This window comes from Sphingomonas sp. ABOLE, assembly GCF_003950455.1.
In the GTDB taxonomy this organism is placed as follows: domain Bacteria; phylum Pseudomonadota; class Alphaproteobacteria; order Sphingomonadales; family Sphingomonadaceae; genus Sphingomonas; species Sphingomonas trueperi.
Genome location: NZ_QQWY01000011.1, coordinates 47,057 through 64,745, shown reverse-complemented (window position 1 = coordinate 64,745; position 17,689 = coordinate 47,057). Strand labels below are relative to the sequence as shown.

19 protein-coding genes are annotated in these 17,689 nt (G+C 64.2%); 4 read left to right on the top strand and 15 right to left on the bottom strand.

The features are described 5' to 3' along the window. Positions 1 to 80 precede the first annotated feature (80 nt). The 15 genes from CA234_RS08790 to CA234_RS24300 form a co-directional block, all read right to left on the bottom strand. Positions 81 to 347 carry a hypothetical protein gene (locus CA234_RS08790; protein WP_126001431.1) on the bottom strand — a complete coding sequence of 89 codons (267 nt, stop codon included), beginning with the start codon at positions 345 to 347 and terminating at the stop codon, positions 81 to 83. Positions 348 to 488: 141 nt separating this feature from the next. Next, complete coding sequence (locus CA234_RS08785) at positions 489 to 1,244, bottom strand: SDR family oxidoreductase (RefSeq protein ID WP_126001430.1); 756 nt, start codon at positions 1,242 to 1,244, stop codon at positions 489 to 491. Positions 1,245 to 1,334: 90 nt separating this feature from the next. Next, on the bottom strand, positions 1,335 to 3,080 hold the full coding sequence (gene argS / locus CA234_RS08780) for an arginine--tRNA ligase (protein WP_126001429.1): 1,746 nt from the start codon (positions 3,078 to 3,080) through the stop codon (positions 1,335 to 1,337). A 27-nt stretch (positions 3,081 to 3,107) separates the two neighbouring features. Continuing rightward, complete coding sequence (locus CA234_RS08775; RefSeq protein WP_126001428.1) at positions 3,108 to 3,389, bottom strand: DUF427 domain-containing protein; 282 nt, start codon at positions 3,387 to 3,389, stop codon at positions 3,108 to 3,110. 50 nt (positions 3,390 to 3,439) lie between these two features. Further along, entirely contained in the window at positions 3,440 to 3,712 is a 273-nt protein-coding gene (grxC, locus tag CA234_RS08770; RefSeq protein WP_126001427.1) for a glutaredoxin 3, read from the bottom strand. A 59-nt stretch (positions 3,713 to 3,771) separates the two neighbouring features. Next, a complete protein-coding gene (locus CA234_RS08765) occupies positions 3,772 to 5,505 on the bottom strand; it encodes a cytochrome c biogenesis protein DipZ (RefSeq protein ID WP_126001426.1) in 1,734 nt (577 codons plus the stop codon). A 118-nt stretch (positions 5,506 to 5,623) separates the two neighbouring features. Continuing rightward, a complete protein-coding gene (locus CA234_RS08760) occupies positions 5,624 to 5,980 on the bottom strand; it encodes a response regulator (protein ID WP_277600213.1) in 357 nt (118 codons plus the stop codon). A gap of 19 nt (positions 5,981 to 5,999) precedes the next feature. Further along, positions 6,000 to 7,604, bottom strand: coding sequence for a GAF domain-containing protein (locus CA234_RS08755; RefSeq protein ID WP_164521753.1), 1,605 nt, complete (start codon positions 7,602 to 7,604; stop codon positions 6,000 to 6,002). A gap of 174 nt (positions 7,605 to 7,778) precedes the next feature. Next, positions 7,779 to 8,849 (bottom strand): NADP-dependent oxidoreductase, encoded by a 1,071-nt coding sequence (locus tag CA234_RS08750; RefSeq protein ID WP_126001423.1) that lies wholly within the window; start codon positions 8,847 to 8,849, stop codon positions 7,779 to 7,781. Positions 8,850 to 8,863: 14 nt separating this feature from the next. Further along, complete coding sequence (locus CA234_RS08745) at positions 8,864 to 10,129, bottom strand: thiolase family protein (protein WP_126001422.1); 1,266 nt, start codon at positions 10,127 to 10,129, stop codon at positions 8,864 to 8,866. Positions 10,130 to 10,208: 79 nt separating this feature from the next. Next, positions 10,209 to 11,228: an NADP-dependent oxidoreductase gene (locus CA234_RS08740; protein ID WP_126001421.1), complete on the bottom strand. Its 1,020-nt coding sequence runs from the start codon at positions 11,226 to 11,228 to the stop codon at positions 10,209 to 10,211. 72 nt (positions 11,229 to 11,300) lie between these two features. Beyond that, the gene (locus CA234_RS08735) at positions 11,301 to 12,047 is read right to left on the bottom strand and encodes a ferredoxin reductase (protein WP_126001420.1); all 747 of its coding nucleotides are present in this window, start codon (positions 12,045 to 12,047) and stop codon (positions 11,301 to 11,303) included. Next, positions 12,040 to 12,645 (bottom strand): sulfite oxidase-like oxidoreductase, encoded by a 606-nt coding sequence (locus CA234_RS08730; RefSeq protein WP_126001419.1) that lies wholly within the window; start codon positions 12,643 to 12,645, stop codon positions 12,040 to 12,042. Before CA234_RS08730 ends, CA234_RS08735 begins: the two co-directional genes overlap by 8 nt. A gap of 389 nt (positions 12,646 to 13,034) precedes the next feature. Further along, on the bottom strand, positions 13,035 to 13,979 hold the full coding sequence (locus CA234_RS08725) for a VPGUxxT family thioredoxin-like (seleno)protein, type 2 (protein ID WP_126001418.1): 945 nt from the start codon (positions 13,977 to 13,979) through the stop codon (positions 13,035 to 13,037). Positions 13,980 to 14,107: 128 nt separating this feature from the next. Further along, positions 14,108 to 14,278 (bottom strand): hypothetical protein, encoded by a 171-nt coding sequence (locus CA234_RS24300; RefSeq protein ID WP_164521752.1) that lies wholly within the window; start codon positions 14,276 to 14,278, stop codon positions 14,108 to 14,110. 20 nt (positions 14,279 to 14,298) lie between these two features. Here CA234_RS24300 and CA234_RS08720 point away from each other — a divergent pair, with 20 nt between their 5' ends. The 4 genes from CA234_RS08720 to CA234_RS08705 all read left to right on the top strand — a co-directional run bounded on the left by CA234_RS08720 (position 14,299) and on the right by CA234_RS08705 (position 17,687). Beyond that, a complete protein-coding gene (locus tag CA234_RS08720) occupies positions 14,299 to 14,772 on the top strand; it encodes a redoxin domain-containing protein (protein WP_126001417.1) in 474 nt (157 codons plus the stop codon). A 3-nt stretch (positions 14,773 to 14,775) separates the two neighbouring features. Beyond that, entirely contained in the window at positions 14,776 to 15,264 is a 489-nt protein-coding gene (locus CA234_RS08715; RefSeq protein WP_126001416.1) for a DM13 domain-containing protein, read from the top strand. Positions 15,265 to 15,340: 76 nt separating this feature from the next. Next, complete coding sequence (gnd, locus tag CA234_RS08710) at positions 15,341 to 16,321, top strand: phosphogluconate dehydrogenase (NAD(+)-dependent, decarboxylating) (protein WP_126001415.1); 981 nt, start codon at positions 15,341 to 15,343, stop codon at positions 16,319 to 16,321. Positions 16,322 to 16,373: 52 nt separating this feature from the next. After that, complete coding sequence (locus CA234_RS08705; protein ID WP_241213394.1) at positions 16,374 to 17,687, top strand: MFS transporter; 1,314 nt, start codon at positions 16,374 to 16,376, stop codon at positions 17,685 to 17,687. Positions 17,688 to 17,689: the final 2 nt, after the last annotated feature.

The window sequence follows — 17,689 nt, the reverse complement described above, 5'->3', positions numbered from 1 at the left end:
CTATAGTTTCGATAGCCTTCGGCGACGAAGGCGAGAGCTGCACTTAAGTCGCAAGTCTTACACCGCGCGCGAGATGGAGTTTATTTCTCGGGCGTGAACCCAAGCACAAAGCTCACCACTTTCTCCGAGGACATCTCGCAAGGCCTGAGCAACGTCTTGCCGTTCGCCACTCGGTACAAATTGAAACTTACGATATCGGTGCCGGCGAGATCTCTCGCAAACAGGCTGTTCCGCCGGCCATCGTCAGACCGCTGCACCGTCACGCCGTAACGGCGGCCGTCGAAGGTCCCTTCACTATAGCCGCGCGGCAGACCTTCGAGCGCTGCTTCGAAGTCGGCGTTCTCCATTCAGGCAGCCGGTGCGCTATCAGGACGGGACGTGGTCGGCAGGCACCTTTGCGCGGCGCGCCAGCCGACCCGCCTGCCTGCTGCCCGGGGCGCCGCGATGCGGCGACCCGGCGAGGATGCGACAACAATCACGAGCGCGCCTTAGACCAGGACACCGCCGGAAACGTCGATGACGGCCCCGGCGGTGTAGTTGGCGGTAGGACCAACGAGATAGCTCACCGCGGACGCGACTTCCTCGATGGTCGCGATGCGACGTATCGGATGCAGGTCCAGGACGGCTTCAGGGAAGTTTTCCGCAGCACCTGCCGCCATATCGGTCGGCATGATGCCAGGCTGCACCACGTTCACGGTGATATTGCGCGGCCCAAGGTCGCGCTGCACGCCGCGGGCGTATCCGGCGATCGCTGCCTTCGTGCCTGCGTAATCGGCAACCCCCGGCACGATCGCGCGCGTACCTAGTCCGGACCCGATGAAGACGATCCGGCCGCCGTCCGAAATCTTCTGCGCTGCCGCCCGCGTCACCGCAACGGTCCCGAGCACGTTGACGATCCATTGCTTGTCGAAGGCCGGCCCATCAAGCGTGGGATCGTCGACCAGCTTGCCCTGAACCGCGATCGCTGCGTTGTTGATGAGGATGTCGAGCTTGCCGAGCTCCGAGACCACCTGCTCGACCATCGGCTGCGCAGCGGAGCTATCTGCCTGATCGCACTGAATGGCGATCGCGCGCACTCCTTTGGCTCTCACCTTCTCGACCACGGCTTCCGCCTTGGCGGCCGAGGCGGCATAGGTGATCGCGATATCAGCGCCCTGTTCGGCGAGCGTCTCGGCCAGCACGGCCCCGAGACCCCGAGAGCCGCCGGTGATCAGCGCGACCTTGCCTTGTAGAACCTTCGACATTTGAGCTTCTCCTGTTGAGGCTTGGATGTCCGCGCGCCGATCGAAAGCAGGGGCGCCGACAGGTGGGTAGTATGGGCGCGGCTCGAGAGCTTACGGCGCTCGAGGCATCTGCTGCATCGGTTCGACACCCATCAGCGCCATGCCGTTGCGGATGACCTGTCCAACGGCGTTCGCCAGCGAGAGCCGGGCGTGACTGAGCGGGGCGTCGTCTTCCAGGATGAAGCGGCGCTGCGGATCATCGATGCCGGCGTTCCACATGGCGTGGAATGCGCCCGCAAGTTGAAAAAGGAAGAAGGCGATCCGATGCGGTTCGCGCGCTGCTGCAGACGCCTCCACTATGCGCGGAAATTGTGCCGCATGTTTCACGAGAGCGAGGTCGCGGTCGTCCAGTCGGGTCAGGTCGGGTGTGCCCCCCTGCTCGATGCCGGCTTCGGCCGCGCGATTGGACAGCGAGTAGATACGCGCATGGGCATAATGCACGTAGAAGACCGGGTTGTCCCTGGACGCCTCGACAACCTTCGCGAAGTCGAAGTCCATCGGTGCTTCGGCTTTGCGGGTCAGCATGGTGAAGCGGACGACGTCCTTGCCGACTTCCCGAACCACATCGGAGAGCGTCACGAAGTTGCCGGCGCGCTTCGACATCTTCACCGGCTCGCCCGCGCGAAGCAGGCGAACGATCTGCACCAGCTTGACGTCGAAACGCTTGCGCCCTTCGGTGAGGGCATCGGTAGCCGCGACGATGCGCCTCACCGTGCCGGCGTGATCCGCGCCCCAGACGTCGATCATCTGATCGGCGTCGCGTGCCTTCTCGAAATGGTAGGCCAGGTCGACGCCGAAATAGGTCCAGCTTCCATCTGCCTTGCGGATCGGCCGGTCCTGATCATCGCCAAAGAGAGTTGAGCGGAACAGCGGCAGCTCGATCGGTTGCCAGTCCTCCGGTTCCGATCCCTTCGGACGGTCAAGCACACCATCATAGATGAGATCGCGCTCGCGCAGCCACGCCTCGGCGGCGGCGGGCCTGCCCGCTTCGAGAAGTTCGGCTTCCGATGCGAAGCGGTCATGACGAACGCCCAGCAGCGCGAGGTCCGCGCGGATCGTTTCCATCATCGCTGCGACGGCGCGCGAGCGGAAGATCGGAAGCCACGCGGCCTGCGGGGCATGTCGGTAACGGTCGCCGAAGTCCGCCGCCAAGGCCTGGCCGACGGGCTTGAGATAGTCGCCCGGATAGAGGCCTTCCGGAATATCGCCGACGCTGTCGCCCAGCGCCTCGAGGTAGCGGAGGTGGGCGGATCTGGCGAGGACGTCCACCTGTCCCCCGGCGTCGTTGACATAGTATTCGCGGATCACGCGGTGCCCGGTGAACGCCAGCAGGTTCGCCAGCGCGTCCCCCACGACCGCTCCGCGGCAATGCCCCATGTGCATTGGGCCGGTCGGATTGGCCGAGACATATTCGACGTTCACCGTCGTGCCGGCACCAGAGTCCGATTTGCCATATCGCTCGCCCGCATGTGCGATCGTCGCCAGCTCATTCCGCCACGCGCCGTCGGAAAGGCGCAGATTGATGAAGCCCGGCCCGGCGACGTCGACCCTTGTCACTTCGGCGAGCGCCGCCAACTGGTGAGCGAGTGCCTCGGCGAGCTGCCGCGGCGGGACTCCGGCAAGTCTCCCCATAACCATCGCAGCGTTGGTCGACAGGTCGCCGTGCGCAGCGTCATTCGGCGTCTCCACGGTCACGCCGCTCCGTGCTAGACCGGCCGGCAGGTCGCCAGACGCCTCCAGCGCATCGAGCGCCCGGTCGAGGTGAGCGGCGACGCGAGCATGAAGCGCTGCCGGCATCAGCGGCCGCGCCCGGCGAGGAGCTTGTTACGCAACCTCCACCCCTTTCCAGAATGCGAAATGATTCCTGATCGCTTCGGCATCCGCGGTCGGGTCGGGGTAGGTCCAGGCCGCATTCGGATTTCGCTCGCCGGCCACCCGAACATGGAAGTAGCGTGCCGAGCCCTTGATCGGACAGACGGACGAATGATCGCTCGCCTCGAGCCGGCTACGATCGACCGTCTCCGGCGGAAAATAGTGATTGCCGTCGACAATCACGGTCTTTTCGCTCACGGCGATAGTGGCGCCGTTCCAAACTGCCGAAACCATTTCCTATTCCCTCTTTCCATCGCTGGCTGGGCGCGCCTTAACCAGGCGCATCAGGTGGCAGACGCCTCACCCGCGAGAAGCTTGTCGAGGCCGCCTTTGGCATCGAGCTCCAGAAGGTCGTCAGACCCTCCGATGTGCGTGCCGTTGATGAAAATCTGTGGAACCGTGGCCCGTCCCGACGCTTCGACCATAGCCTGCCGCTGAGCAGGATCTTCCTCGATGTCGTGTTCGGTCCATTGCACGCCCTTCTGCGTGAGCAGCGCCCTCGCGCGGCGGCAAAAAGGACACCAGCTGGTCGTGTAGAGAGTAATTTCGGGCGTCATGGCTACTGTCTCCGGTCGTTCGCTGTTGAGGGTGATTGCGATGGCTCGGGCATTTCGTCTCAGCCGAAGGTAAAGGCGAAAGCCTGAGCGCCGGCGTCGAGGAACTCGATCGAGAAGGTGCGCTCCCGCACGGCACCCTGCTGCCGAACGAGCTGGTAGAGACGCTGCCCGTCGATCGTGCCGTTCCCAGCATCGTCGATGTCCGTGCCGTGATCGCCAGCGGGTGGCTTGCCGTCGATCGTGACGCGGAACCGAACCCGCTGGCCCGTGGCGGAAGGGCCGAGCACAAGGTGGAGGTCGCGGGCATGAAAGCGGTAGACGATGCGGGCGCCGGCGGATTGGGCCGAGGCATGTTCCGACCCTGCGATCCAGCGTCCGGACAGCGCCCAGGCATTCAGAGGCAGCCGAGGCGGCGCGACATAGTTATGCCCGGCTTCGCGCACGAGGCCCCCCGGTGACGTGAAACGCTCGCCACGCACATAGCCCAGGTAGGTCTCGGGGGAGCGTACGTCGTTCCAGCTCGCTGCCGCAGAGCTTCCCGCAGTGCGTACCGATACGGTCCGCATGTCGCCGACGGCTTGGCCATTCTCGGCAAGGAGCCGCTGGATAACCTTTTCAGATTCGGCGTAGTTGCCTTCGCCGAAATGATGGTATCGGATGCGGCCGCGGCCATCGATGAAATAGTGGGCCGGCCAGTAGCGGTTGTCGAAGGCGCGCCAGATCGCGTGATTGTTGTCGAGCGCGACGGGATAGGTGACGCTCAGGTCACGCACCGCCTTCGCGACGTTGCCGGGATCTTTCTCGAAGGCGAACTCGGGGGCGTGAACGCCGATCACGACGAGCCCGGCCGCCCGATACTTCTGATCCCAGGCTTTGACGTAGGGCAGCGTTCGCAGACAATTGATGCAGCTGTATGTCCAGAAATCGACCAGCACGACCTTGCCGCGCAACGCCTCGCGCGTGAGCGGTGGAGAGTTCAGCCAGCTCGTTGCACCGGTGAGCGGTGGCAACTCCCCTTCGATGCCGAGCGGGCCGTCTCCCAGAATGCTGGTTTGTGTCGAGCGATCATCCAGCCGGAACCTGTCCAGGAGTTTCTGTTCGACGGTCGACGTGCCGGCGAGCGAGAGCCTGGTCAGCAGGCCCGTGTCGAGCCCCAGCGCGATGGCGGCCACGGCGACGAGCACCAGCGCGCCGAGCGAGCGACGCAATCCGTCTCCGACACGGATCGATCGCTTCATCGCGGCGAACACGCGCCCGCCGACGAGTAGCGCCAGCGCGAGCGACGTTGCCGCGCCGGCGGCGTAGGCGAGCAGCAGCAGCGACGTGCCGACATTGGCGCCCTGCAGGGCGGCTCCGGTCAGGATCAATCCGAGGATCGGTCCCGCGCACGGCGCCCATAGAAGACCGGTGGCGAACCCAAGCAGCAGGGATGCCCAGAAGCTGCCGCCGGAGCGTTCCGGGCCGGTCGCCTCCGTGAGACGGGCGCCCAGCTTGACGAGCGGTCTGGTGGCCCGATCCGCGAGCGCGGGAAAAAGCAGCAGAAGGCCGAACAGCCCCAGTATCAGCAGCGCCACAGCCCTCCCGAGGCTGTTCGCCTGCACGGCCCAGCCGCCGCCGACCGCCGCCAGCGTCGCTACCCCGGCGAAGGTTACCGCCATACCCAGCAGAAGCGGCAGGCCACTGCGCATGAACGGCTGACCTGCTCGCGCGAACACGAAGGGCAGCACCGGCAGGATGCATGGGCTGATGATCGTCAGCACGCCGGCGAGGTAGGAGAGCATCAGCAGCAGCATCACGAGCACTCTTTCAGCGAGAAGAGGAGTAGCCGGGGTCTCCGGGCATCAGCGGCTCGTCCCGGCTGGGGGCTGGAGCTTGCGCCGGCATTGATCCGCGGCGTGCGGGCGCGAGGTATCATGCCGCCATCCGCCGGACTGTCTCCAGCACCCGGTCCTGACGATATGGCTTCGAGAAAAAGACCATGTCCTCGGGAAGGGCGGTCCCTTCCGGCCAGGGTCTCCCCGACGTGATGATGATCTGAATGGAGGGCCAGCGCTCGCGAATGCAGATCGCCAGCATGATGCCGTCGATCCCGCCGGGCATGTCTACATCGGTGAAGACGACTCGGACATCGAGCCGATCTTCCAGAGTGACGATCGCGTCCGTGGCATCGGCCGCTTGCAGCACCTCGAAGCCGGCCTCCTCGATCATGTCCGATGCGAAAAGCCGAACAAGTGGCTCGTCTTCCACGACGAGAACCACGGGCCTCATCATTATACGCATTCCTCCGTCAGCCCTTGGCCAGGTGGCGCATGGGGGCTTGCAAGTCGGCCGCGAATCCGCCCGGATCGTAGCGGAGATCCACTCCGCCGGTGCCGGCCAAGCCGATGCTGATGAGCTTCGAGCCGAAGCCGCGTCGCGTCGGTGGAGTGACTGGAGGTCCTCCCCGCTCGCGCCACTTGATCATGAGGCGATCGTCGCCATCGTCAGTCTCGATCTCCCAGGTCAGCGAGACTTCGCCGACGTCGCCCGTCAGAGACCCGTATTTGCAGGCGTTTGTCAGAAGCTCGTGCACGATCAGCGAGAAAGAGAGCGCCGCCCGTGCGCCCAACGCCACTGGTGGGCCGTCCATCTTCACGCGATCCATGAACCCGATCGCCTCGACCACGGTCGTCGCGATCGATTTGAGGTCGGCCTGCGCCCAGCTATTCTGAAGCAGTGCATCATGCGCGGCGCTCAGCGCCATCAGGCGGCGTTCGAACGCATAGACCGATTCACGATCGCTGGCCGATCGCAGTGTCTGGCTCGCGATCGCCTGAACCATGGTCAGCATGTTCTTCAGCCGGTGCGCGATCTCACCGTTCACGATGCGCTGCTGCTCATCCGATCGATGTCGCGCAACGCCGGCTTCGAGACGGTCGGTCGCGCTACGGACAAACGCGATCTCTTCTGCGAGCCAAGGCCTGGGCTGCGCCGAATGGACGAAGAACAAGGCGATCGTCCGGCCATGTTCCCTGACCGGCATATCGACGAGCGCGCGAACCCCGATGCGCATTGCGATCGAAAGGTTAGAGAATGCGCGTTCGTCGGTGAGAGCGTCAGCGACCACCAGCGGGTCGCCATAAATGAGCGGCTCCCGCAAACTCACATACTCGTCGAGGCGATGACGGCCGGCGATGCTGAGAATGCCGGGCGCAGTCCAGTCGGTCTTGATGTCGATCGTTTCGACTGCGTCGTCGACCGACCCCAGACCGGCGCGATCTGCGGTCAGCACGCGACCGACGATAGCGGCGGTAGCTGATGCCATCTGCCCGGCGTCTACGCTACCCCGAATGGCCTCGCCGATCTCGACCAAGGCGGCCTGCAACTCCGTCAGGCGATTGCTGACCCTTGCGGTCCGACGAAGCTCGAGGTTCTCGCTGGCGAGGCGAGCGAGCGCGCGCAGCATCGCCCTTTCCAACTCGCTCAACCCTTCCGGGCGTGGCTCGGTGTCGATGACGCAGAGCCGGCCGACAATGGCACCGGAACGCAGAACCAGCGGTGCGCCGGCGTAAGCGCGGAAGTGCCGGGCGCCGGTGACGAGCGGGTTGCAATTGGTGCGATGATCGGCGGTCAGATCCGTAATTTCGAGAATGTCTCCGCGATCGATCTCGATCCGGCACACGGAGTGCTCGATCTCCGTTTCCCGAACGTCCAGGCCGTACTTTGCCTTGAACCATTGTCGGTCGACGTCGAGGAGGGTGATCAGCGCGATCGGGACATCGCAGGCCTTTGCCGCGATGAAAACGAGGTCGTCGAAGGCTTGCTCATCTGGCGTGTCGAGAACCATCAGGTCCGCAAGCGCCTTGGCGCGATGGATCGCACCTACGTCCGCCGTGTCAGCATTCAGAGCCACTGATCGCCTCCCGTAGAGGGATCGCATGGTCGGGATTCATAATCGCGACAGGCTCCGGCGGATCTCTGCGGCGCGAGTGAGATAGCTTGCGCGTGCCCGCTCGGGCGGTTGCGCATCGAAACAGCCCCGAGCTGCCGACGGGCGCGAGCGAAAGGCGGGTCAGGCGGCCGCACATCAGTGTCCGACGGTGCGCGGCGGCCATGTCGTCGACGACACGGCAGATGCATCTTGAGGGCGCGGATCTGCGCCACCGACGGTGAGAACGATCTTCCCTTGAATGTGCCCGTCCGCAGCGCGCTCGTGCGCTGCCGCCGCCTGCGACAGCGGATAGGTGCTGTCGACGGCAACGCGGACAGCTCCGCTTTGAAGCAGCTGCCCGAGCTCTGCGAGTTGCGCGCCGTTCGATCTGACCTGCGTCGCCGAGACGGTTACACCGAGCCGAGCCGCCTCGTCCTGACTGGCGAAGCCCAGCGGGAAGATCGGAAAGAGCGCGCCGCCGCGTCGGATCGTGCGCAGGAAGCGGTCTACCGTCGGACCCCCGACAGCGTCGACCACAAGATCGACGTCGCGCACGACATCCTCTGCCGCAGTCTTCGTATAGTCGATGAAATCGTCGGCACCGAGGTCGTCCAGGAAATTCTCGTGCCGGCCGGATGCAACGGCGATGACGCGCGCGCCCTGTTGCTTCGCCAGCTGGACGGCGAGATGGCCCACCCCGCCAGCCGCGCCATTGACGAGAACCCATTTGCCGGCAAGCGGAACCGGTTGATGACGATCCGGCTGCAGCGGATTAGGCTCGTCGTGACCCAGGTCGATTAGGAATTGCCAAGCTGTGAGGCCCGACATCGGGACGGCCGCGGCATGCACGTGATCGATCGCCCGCGGCTTGATGGCGAGGTCTGATGCCGGCGCGGATACATATTCGGCATATCCCAGGCTGTCGCCGTAGCTCGGGAAACGGATCATGCCGAATGCTTCGTCGCCGGGCGCGAAACCCTGCACATCGTCGGCGACGGCAACGACGACACCGGACACGTCCGACCCGGGAATGACCGGGAACGCGACCTCCGGCCGCCATTCCGGCGGCAGGGCCTTGTACCCTTCCCGCAGATACCAGTCGGGGGGGTTGATGCCCGCGGCGAGCACGCGGACGAGCACTTCTCCCGGTTTGATGCCCGGCTTCGGAGCGTCTTCGTATCGAAGCACGTCTGGAGCGCCGAATTCATGGAATCGGATGGCTTTCATATTGCTGGCCCCCTTCAGACGCGCTCGAGGAGCGCGACGGTGCCCTGTCCGCCGTCGGCGCAGATGCTGACGATCGCCCGTGATCCCGCCGGCAGCGCCCACAGCTCCTTCACCGCCTGGCTGAGGTCGCGGGCGCCGGTGGCGCCGAACGGATGCCCGATCGCCACTGAACCGCCATTCGGGTTGACGCGGTCCCAGTCGAACTGGCCCATGTCTTCGTCGACACCCGCCTTCGCGCGGACCCAGTCCCTGTCGGAAATGGCCGCGACGTTCGCCAGCACCTGGGCCGCGAACGCCTCGTGGATTTCCCAGAGCGCGATGTCGGAATAGCTCAGCCGATGCCGAGCCAGCAGGCGCGGAATGCCATAGGACGGCGCCATCAGCAGACCTTCGGCGTGAAGGTCGACCGCTGACACCTCGTAGTCGACCAGCCGGGCATATGGCGTATTGGACGGTAGCTTTGCCACTCCGGCCGCGTTGGCGACCCAGCAGCCGGCCGCGCCGTCGGTGATCGGCGAGCTGTTGCCGGCCGTCAGAGTTCCGGAACCGCTCTCCCGGTCGAAGGCTGGCTTTAGGGCGGCAAGTCGCTCGGCCGACGTGTCTGAACGAGGGTTAGCGTCGCGCGTCAATTCGGGCAGCGAGACAACGAGGTCATCGAAGAAACCGGCGTCCCAGCCGGCGACCGAACGCTGGTGGCTTTTCAGCGCCCAATCGTCCTGGGCTTCGCGCGGGATGGACCAGGCCTTGGCCGTCTCCTCCATGTGATCGCCCATGGTCCTGCCGGTGATGCGGTTTGCCCACCCCTTGGTCGGCAGGACATAGTCGCGCGGCGTGAGGGCCTGCAGCGCAGCCAGCGCGGCGGCGGGATCCTTCGCGAAGAGATCAGTGAGCCGCTTCGATGCCTCTGGGGTCACAGCCAGCGACGGCCTGCTCATGACCTCGCCGCCGCCAACAAGCGTCAGGTCGGTTCCGCCGCCGAGCATGCCCGCAGCTGCGAAGGTCGCCGTCATGCTGGTCGAGCACGCGAGAACTACGGAGAATGCCGGCACGCTCGGATTGAGCCCGGCATCGAGCCAGACCTCGCGGGCGATGTTGCTCCAGCCCAGGTTCGGGATCACGGTTCCCCACACGACTAGGTCCGGCTCCGCCTGCTTCGCCATCGCCTGCGCCACCGGGACGGACAGCGAAACCGTGTCGTATGCCGCTAGCGCTCCGCCGCCGCGGCCAAACGGAGTCCGAAGGCCGGCGGCCACGAAGACGGGTTCGGCGAAGCGGCTCATGCTGGTCTCCCGAGAGTCTGGAATTGCGCTGGAATGAGGCAGCGGGATGCTGTCGCGGTCGCGCGTTGCGGTCGTCGCATCACGATCCTCCCTGTGGATCGTCGCGCAGGTCGATCACCATCTTGCCGCTGTTCTTCCCCGCGAAGAGGTCGAGGAAGGCAGCCGGCGTGTTCTCGAGGCCGTGAAGCACGGTATCCTGCCATTTGACCTCGCCCTCCAAAATCCATCGCGTGACGTCGCGCTGGAAGTCTTCCCACACGGACATGTTGTGGATCGTGATGAAGCCCTGCAGCAGGATGCTCTTCTCGATCGCGGCATAGATGTTGCGGGGGCCGGACGGCTCGCTGTTATACTGGTCGATCATTCCGCAAAGGGCGAAGCGGGCGAAGTCGTTCGCGGCGTTCAGCGCTGCCTCTAGATGCGTCCCGCCGACATTGTCGAAATAGACGTCGATGCCTTCTGGTGCTGCCGCGTCGAGCGCTGCCGCCATGTCCTCCGCCTCCTTGTAGTTGATCGCGGCATCGACGCCCGCCTCATCGCGTAGCCAGCGAAGCTTTTCCTCTGAGCCGGCGGAGGCCACGACCCGGCATCCCTTGATCTTTGCGATCTGGACGGCGAGCGAACCGACCGAGCCGGCTGCGGCGGAGACGAAGACGGTTTCGCCCGACTGCGGCTTTCCGATCCGCAGAACGCCGATGTAAGCCGCGAAGCCGGGGAACCCGAGCGGCCCGAGATAGGCTTGCTCCGGGATCGCAGGATCGATCTTGGTGGCAGAAGTGGCGTCGATGACCGCATAGTCACGCCACCCGGCGAAGTGGCTGACGACATCGCCCGGCCTGAGGTCGGTGTCTTCGCTTTCGATGACGACGCCGATCGCGGCCCCATCCAGGGGCTCGCCTAACTCAAACGGCGGCATGTAGCTTTCGCGCCCGGTCATCCTTCCGCGCATGTAGGGGTCGACCGAGAGCCAACGATTGCGGACAAGAACCTGCCCGGTGTGCGGAGACGCGAGCGATCGTTTGACGAGTTCGAAGTTGTCAGATGCGGGCAGCCCTTCCGGACGCGCCTTGAGATGAAATTGTCGCGCCACGACCGTCATCGCATCAGCCCTCCCCGCTGATCGCCGAGGTTTAGCGTCCCTGCCCGAGAGGACGCGGCGAGACTTGCGCCGTTATCCACCGTAGCGCTCGGTCTTGATTGCCGCGGCGTCCAGACCGGCGCGCAGTGCGCCATCGGTCGCAATGTTCACGAAGCCGTTCGACCCGCAGACGAAGACGTGCGCCGGCGTGCGGGGAAGCCGACCGATCACCTCCCGGACGACTGCGCTATCGATCCGCCGCGCGAAATCTGTCGCACGCCTCGGAGCTTCACGCGTGATCGCCAGCGTCAGCACGAAGGCGGGATCATCCAATTCGATGGCCTGCAGCTCGTCCGAGAACAGGACGTCGCGAGCCGAGCGGGCCGACAGGAGCAGGGCTGTCGGAACAGTCTGTGCCATCTCGCGGCGCTGTCGGATCATCGCCATCAGCGGGACGAGGCCAGAGCCTGCTCCGATCAGGAGGATCGGCTCGGCTGCCTGCCCCGGCCAGAGGAAGTGCCCGCCGAGTGGGCCGCGAAGTTCGATCTCGTCACCGACCGCCGCCACGTCGTGGAAGAAGGGGGATACTTCCCCGTCGGACAAGCGTTCGATGGCGAGCTCGAGGACCCCTGTATCGTTGGTTGGCGAGGCAATCGAATAGCTGCGCATCGCCGTGTAGCCGTCAGGCGCCGTCAGGCGCACGTCGACGTGCTGACCCGCCACATGGGTGAAAGGCGTGCGCAGCCGGAAGAAGAAGCTTTTGATCGCCGGGGTCTGTTGGGCGACCCGGTCAATCACGGCTTTCTGCCACGGCGCTGCCTGCACGGCGCCATCAGTCATGGGTGTACCGCTGCTCGCGCCACGGATCGCCATAGATGTGATAGCCGCGAAGTTCCCAGAAGCCGGCTTCGTCGCGCGTTGTGAACTGCAGCGCTTTCACCCACTTGGCCGACTTCCAGAAATACAGGTGCGGCACGAGCAGGCGCGCTGGGCCGCCATGATCGCGCGGAAGCGGTTGCCCGGCATATTTGAGCGCGACCATCGCCTTGTCGGAAAGCAGATCCGCCAGTGGCACGTTGGTCGAGTAGCCGTCGTACGAATGTACGAGGACGAAATCGGTTGGTTGCTCGAGCCCTGCGTCCGCGAGGATGTCCTCGATGAGTACGCCTTCCCATGCCGTATCCAGCTTGGACCAGGACGTGACGCAGTGAATGTCCTTCTTCACCCTGGTCTGAGGCAGAGCGTTGAACTGGCTCCAGTTCCAGACCTTGACCGGCTTCGGCCCGATCTTGACCGTGAAATTCCATTTCGCGGTATCGAGGTCCGGCGTCGGTCCCGCGGTCAGGACCGGAAAATTCTCGACGAGATGCTGGCCAGGCGGAATCCGGCCGGACTGGTCGCTACCCGATCCGCGACCGGTAAAACCTCTCGTGACCATGCCGGACTCCCCTTGTTCGTCGCGACAGCCCCGGCCTAGTTTTCAGCTCACTTTCCTGCGTCACAAGTCTTACGCACGCGGATCGAAACGAAGATAAACTTTGTGAAACCTAGGTGCCTGATGCTCTGCCAGTATAGACATGATTTCGTTCGTCATGATTCGTGACGACGACGTGTTGACTATAACTTCGGAGCATTGCCGTTTCCCAATAGCCTGTGACTATAGTTTCAATAGCCGTGAGAGCATTGGATGCCGCGTGATCGCCAAGACCCAGGCACCTCGCGCACTCGCAAAGCCTGGGGAGTGGTCCGCAAACGCGAGCGGCTGCACCGCGATCGACCGCGACGCGATCCAGTCAAACCCCGATATGAATTCGAGGTTCGGTCGAGCTATCTCGCGTCAATGGCTTCGGAAGCGGAATCGAGCTTCGCCTTGAGCACCGGCCAGCTATCGCGAATGTCTTGGCGGTAGGTCTCTCCGTCGCTCACGCGCTGCAAAAGCGGATGGGCAAGCCAAGCGGACTGCTGCGGGCTGAGATAGTCAGGGATCGGGTTGCGATACGGCACGGCCAGGTTGAGTCGAGTTCGCTGCGCCGCCGACAGCGGCAGATGGCGGACGGCGTTCTTGCGCAGGTAGAATTGCGGCTCGCGGTCTAGACGAAAGCTACCACGCGCCACCGGTGCGAAGCCCTCTGCACGGGCATAGGCGTCCAAGTCGTCGCGGGTGATGGCGCGCGGGTCGAATTGCACCTGCACCGCTTCTTCGCCGTCCACCCAACCCGCATCGGTCGTGATCACGGCGGGATGCTGAGCGAAACTCGTTTCCCCCGACCAAAAGCACGGCGTCGTATAGATGCCCCTCTCGCTCAGGCCATTTTCGATGAGCAGGTCACGCCCCAGCAGTTGGAAATAGGCCGGCACGTCGCCGCCGAGCGCTTCCAGAGCTGCGCTGAGCCTCTCGTGAAGGGCGAGCGGATCGTACCGATCCGCCAGACGGGGCAAAAGCTCCGTTCCATCTGGGCGAAGGAAGCGCGTGACCGGGTGGTTCCAGGATCGCTCGCCATAGAGGCGCATTATCCTGGCATCAGCGCCGGGATGATTGTTGAAGACCGCCACCGGCACAAACCGCTCGGCGATCAGCTCCACCATCAGAGGATGCGTCAGAACGTCCTGCCCGAAGTTCACGCAGGTCGCGCACCCCGGAACTTCCTGAAACAGCAGCAACACAGGCTTGCCCTGAGCGGCCGCGAGCGACGTGGCATGATCATAGTCGCGCAGCCATGCGACATCGCCGAGCTCACGATGCTCGCGATATGAAACTCGTGTCTTTGTCATGCCATCTATTTAGTGAAGCGAGGCGGCAATTCACCTGATCGATATCTGCGACATCGAATATCTTGGCTCGCAGGAAGCGCTCCAAGCCTCTGAGCTTACAGCTTGGCTATCGAAACTATAGCCTACGGCTATTGGAAAACAGATGGCGCGAACTTCATAGTGTCGACGCCCGGATCGACATCGAAGCCTGTGGAAGGTGCGGTCATGATCTCGCGGACACGGCAGATCGTAAGCACCAGGGCCATCCAACTGGCTGGGCGCTGTGGTCTGCAGACATTGATTTGGATGTCGAACGGCATCTCTGAGGAGGAGAGACGCAGTGGCCGCTCCCGAGCAATCAGCGCCTGAACTCCGGGTTAGCCAATGGATCGGGGGAGACGGCACGAAGCTGGACACCCCAGTCACACTCTCTCAACTGGGGCAAGGACCGAAGATCCTCTTTGCGTTTCAGCACTGGTGCCGCGGCTGCCACCTGCACGGCTTCCCTACGTTACAGCGGCTTCATGCCGGCCTGGCGCCGAAGGGCGTCGGCTTTGCGGTGATTCAGACGGTTTTCGAGGGAGAGCACGAAAACACCTTCGAGAAACTACGGGAAAACCAGTCGAAGTACGAGCTGCCGGTCGCATTTGGCCACGACCCTATTCCGCATGGCGCGCGTCTCCCCACGTTCATGGAGGATTACCGGACGCGCGGCACGCCCTGGTTTAGCGTAATCGATGCCGAGGGCGCGGTCGTATACTCGGACTTCCAACTCGACGCGGACAAGCTGGTGGCGCATCTGGACCGGGCTTGATCGATGCGCCGTTGGCTCATCCTTGCCACGACCCATGTCGCGACACTGTCACTAGGGTTTGCCGCCGGCATCTACGCTTTGCCGATCCTGACGGCGCCGCCTCCGCCGGATGCGGCGGCGATCGCGTCGACCGAAGCGGAAGCGCTCTACACCGGGCGATTTGAGCGCCGTCTTGAGGGCAGCGATTTCGTTCACTGGGGCGAGGGAGATGTGAAGGTGTCGCGCGAACGGATAGCGCACATCGGCCGCCTCTCCCCCGGTCCGGATTACAAGCTCTATCTCACCCCGCGCTTCGTAGACACGAAAGACGCGTTCATCGCAGTCAAGAACAAGTCACGCCGCATCGGCGATGTGAAGACCTTCGATGGTTTCCTCATAACCGTCCCGGCCGACGTCGACGTCGCCGCCTTCAACACGGTGGTGATCTGGTGCGAAGCGTTCGACCGCTTCATCAGCGCGGCCGAGTATCGGCGCCCTGCCCGAGCATCATGAAACCTGAAGGGCGCCCCGATACCGCAAGTCCGATGTGGCCGCCGTCGACACCGTATGTTGCAAGGCGGAGAAGAATATGAAGATCGGCATCATCGGGCTCGGCCGCATGGGTGCAAACATAGCCCGGCGGCTGATCCGGCACGGCCATGACACCGTAGTCTATAACCGCTCGCCCGAGCCCGTTGCCGATCTCGTGCGAGAAGGAGCAATTGGTGCCTCAGGGCTGGCCGACATGCGCAGCAAGCTCGACAAGCCGGCGATCTACTGGGTGATGCTGCCGGCCGGCAAGCCGACCGAGGCAATGATCGCCGCGATCGCCGACCTGGCTGCGCCGGGCGATATCATCATCGATGGCGGCAACGGCTTCTACAAGGACGATATCCATCGCGCCAAGGGCCTTGCAGAGCGCGGCATCCACTTCGTCGATGTCGGGACGTCGGGCGGCGTGTGGGGCCTCGATCGCGGCTATTGCATGATGATCGGCGGCGAGAAGCCGGTGATCGATCATCTCGATCCCATCTTCGCCGCTCTTGCGCCGGGGCTGGGGACGATACCGCGCACCGTCGACCGCCGCGACGGTCACGACCCGCGCGCGGAGAAGGGCTACATCCACGCCGGGGCTGCTGGGGCAGGCCATTTCGTCAAGATGGTCCATAACGGAATCGAGTATGGGCTCATGCAAGCCTATGCCGAAGGCTTCGACATACTCAAGGGCCGGTCGTCGGCAAAACTGCCTGAGCACGAGCGCTTCGACATCAACCTCACCGATGTTGCCGAGGTGTGGCGTCGCGGCAGCGTGATCTCATCTTGGTTGCTCGACCTGTCGGCCGCGGCGTTCGCGCGGGACCAGATGCTCGAGCAGTTCTCGGGCCATGTCTCGGACTCAGGCGAGGGCCGATGGACGATCGAGGCGGCGATGGAAGAGGCGGTCCCGGTCAACGTCCTCTCGGCCGCGCTGTATGCGCGTTTCAGGAGCCGTGTCGAACATACCTTCGGTGACAAGCTGCTTTCGGCGATGCGCTTCGGTTTCGGCGGACATGTCGAGATGCCGCAGTGATCGCGCCTCCCTTCCGCGACAAGGGCTCGCGTCGGCCGATCGCACGGCGATCATGCGGGCGCTGGGTGGTTTGGCGGGACAGAAGATGACCCCTCCGATGGAGTCGGTCAAGGCGGCTGCCACGCGCGGTCTCGCGCTTGCGCCCGTGGCGGCGCTGCTGCTGAGCGTCGCCTTTCTCCTGCTCGGCAACGGATTGCTGGGAACCCTGCTGATCGTCCGGGCCGGACAGGAGGAGTTCTCCAGCGGCAGCATCGGAGCGATGATGTCGGCCTATTTTTCGGGCTTTACCATCGGCGCGCTTTTGCTGCCGCGCGTCATTGTGTCCGTTGGTCATGTGAGGACGTTCGCCGGCTTTGCGGCCATCGCATCGATCACCGCGATTCTGCATGCCGCACTAGTGGAGCCTTTGGCCTGGATGCCGTTGCGCATGATGACCGGGGTGGCCTACGCCGGCATGATCCTGGCGACGGAAAGCTGGCTCAACGCGCACGCATTGCCTTCGACGCGCGGGCAGCTTCTGTCGATCTTCGGCGTCGTCTCGATGGGGTCGTGGGCCGTTGGCCAAGCGCTCTTGAACATCGCGCCACCTGCCGGGGTGACGCTGTTCCTGATCGTGTCCGTGCTGATATCAGCGGCGGTGGTGCCGATCACCCTGCTGCCCAGTCACCCGCCGGCCGAAGTCGAACAGGAACCGGTCGCCCTCCGGGATCTCCTATCGCTGTCCCCTCTCGCGACAGTCGGAGCCTTGCTGACGGGTCTAGCCATCGGCGGGTTCTGGGGCATGGGTCCGAGCTTTGCGCAGAAAATCGGTCTCGATGTTTCCGGAATCTCCGCCTTCATGGCTGCGGTCCTTGGAGGCACGCTCGCATTGCAATGGCCGCTCGGCTGGCTGTCCGACCGGGTGCCTCGAAATCTGATCATCGCCGGCGCCGCCTTGGCATCTGCGGCGGCCGCCGTAGGCGTAGCCCTGACGGCCGAGGCACCCCTGCCCTTCCTGCTCGCCGCGGGAGCGCTCTTCGGAGGGTTCGGGATTCCGATCTACTCTCTGTGCGTCGCGGTCGCGAACGACGATCTCCCAGCTGCTCGTCTTCTGGGAACCGCGCGCGGTCTTCTGCTGCTCAACGGCATCGGGACCGCCGTGGGACCGCTGGTCGGCGGAGTGGCAATGAACCTCGCTGGTCCCGGCGGCCTCTTCTTGTGCGCTGCTGCGCTGCTGACGGTCCTTTCAGCGGTGGCCATCGTCTACCGGTGCCCAGAGCACTCATTGGCTGTGAAGGCCACCCGATGCCCGAGCGCACCGATGATCACGGGGGCGCTCGACGCGATGATACAAAAGCAGGACCGGCGTCGAAGCGCCACGCGCTAAGG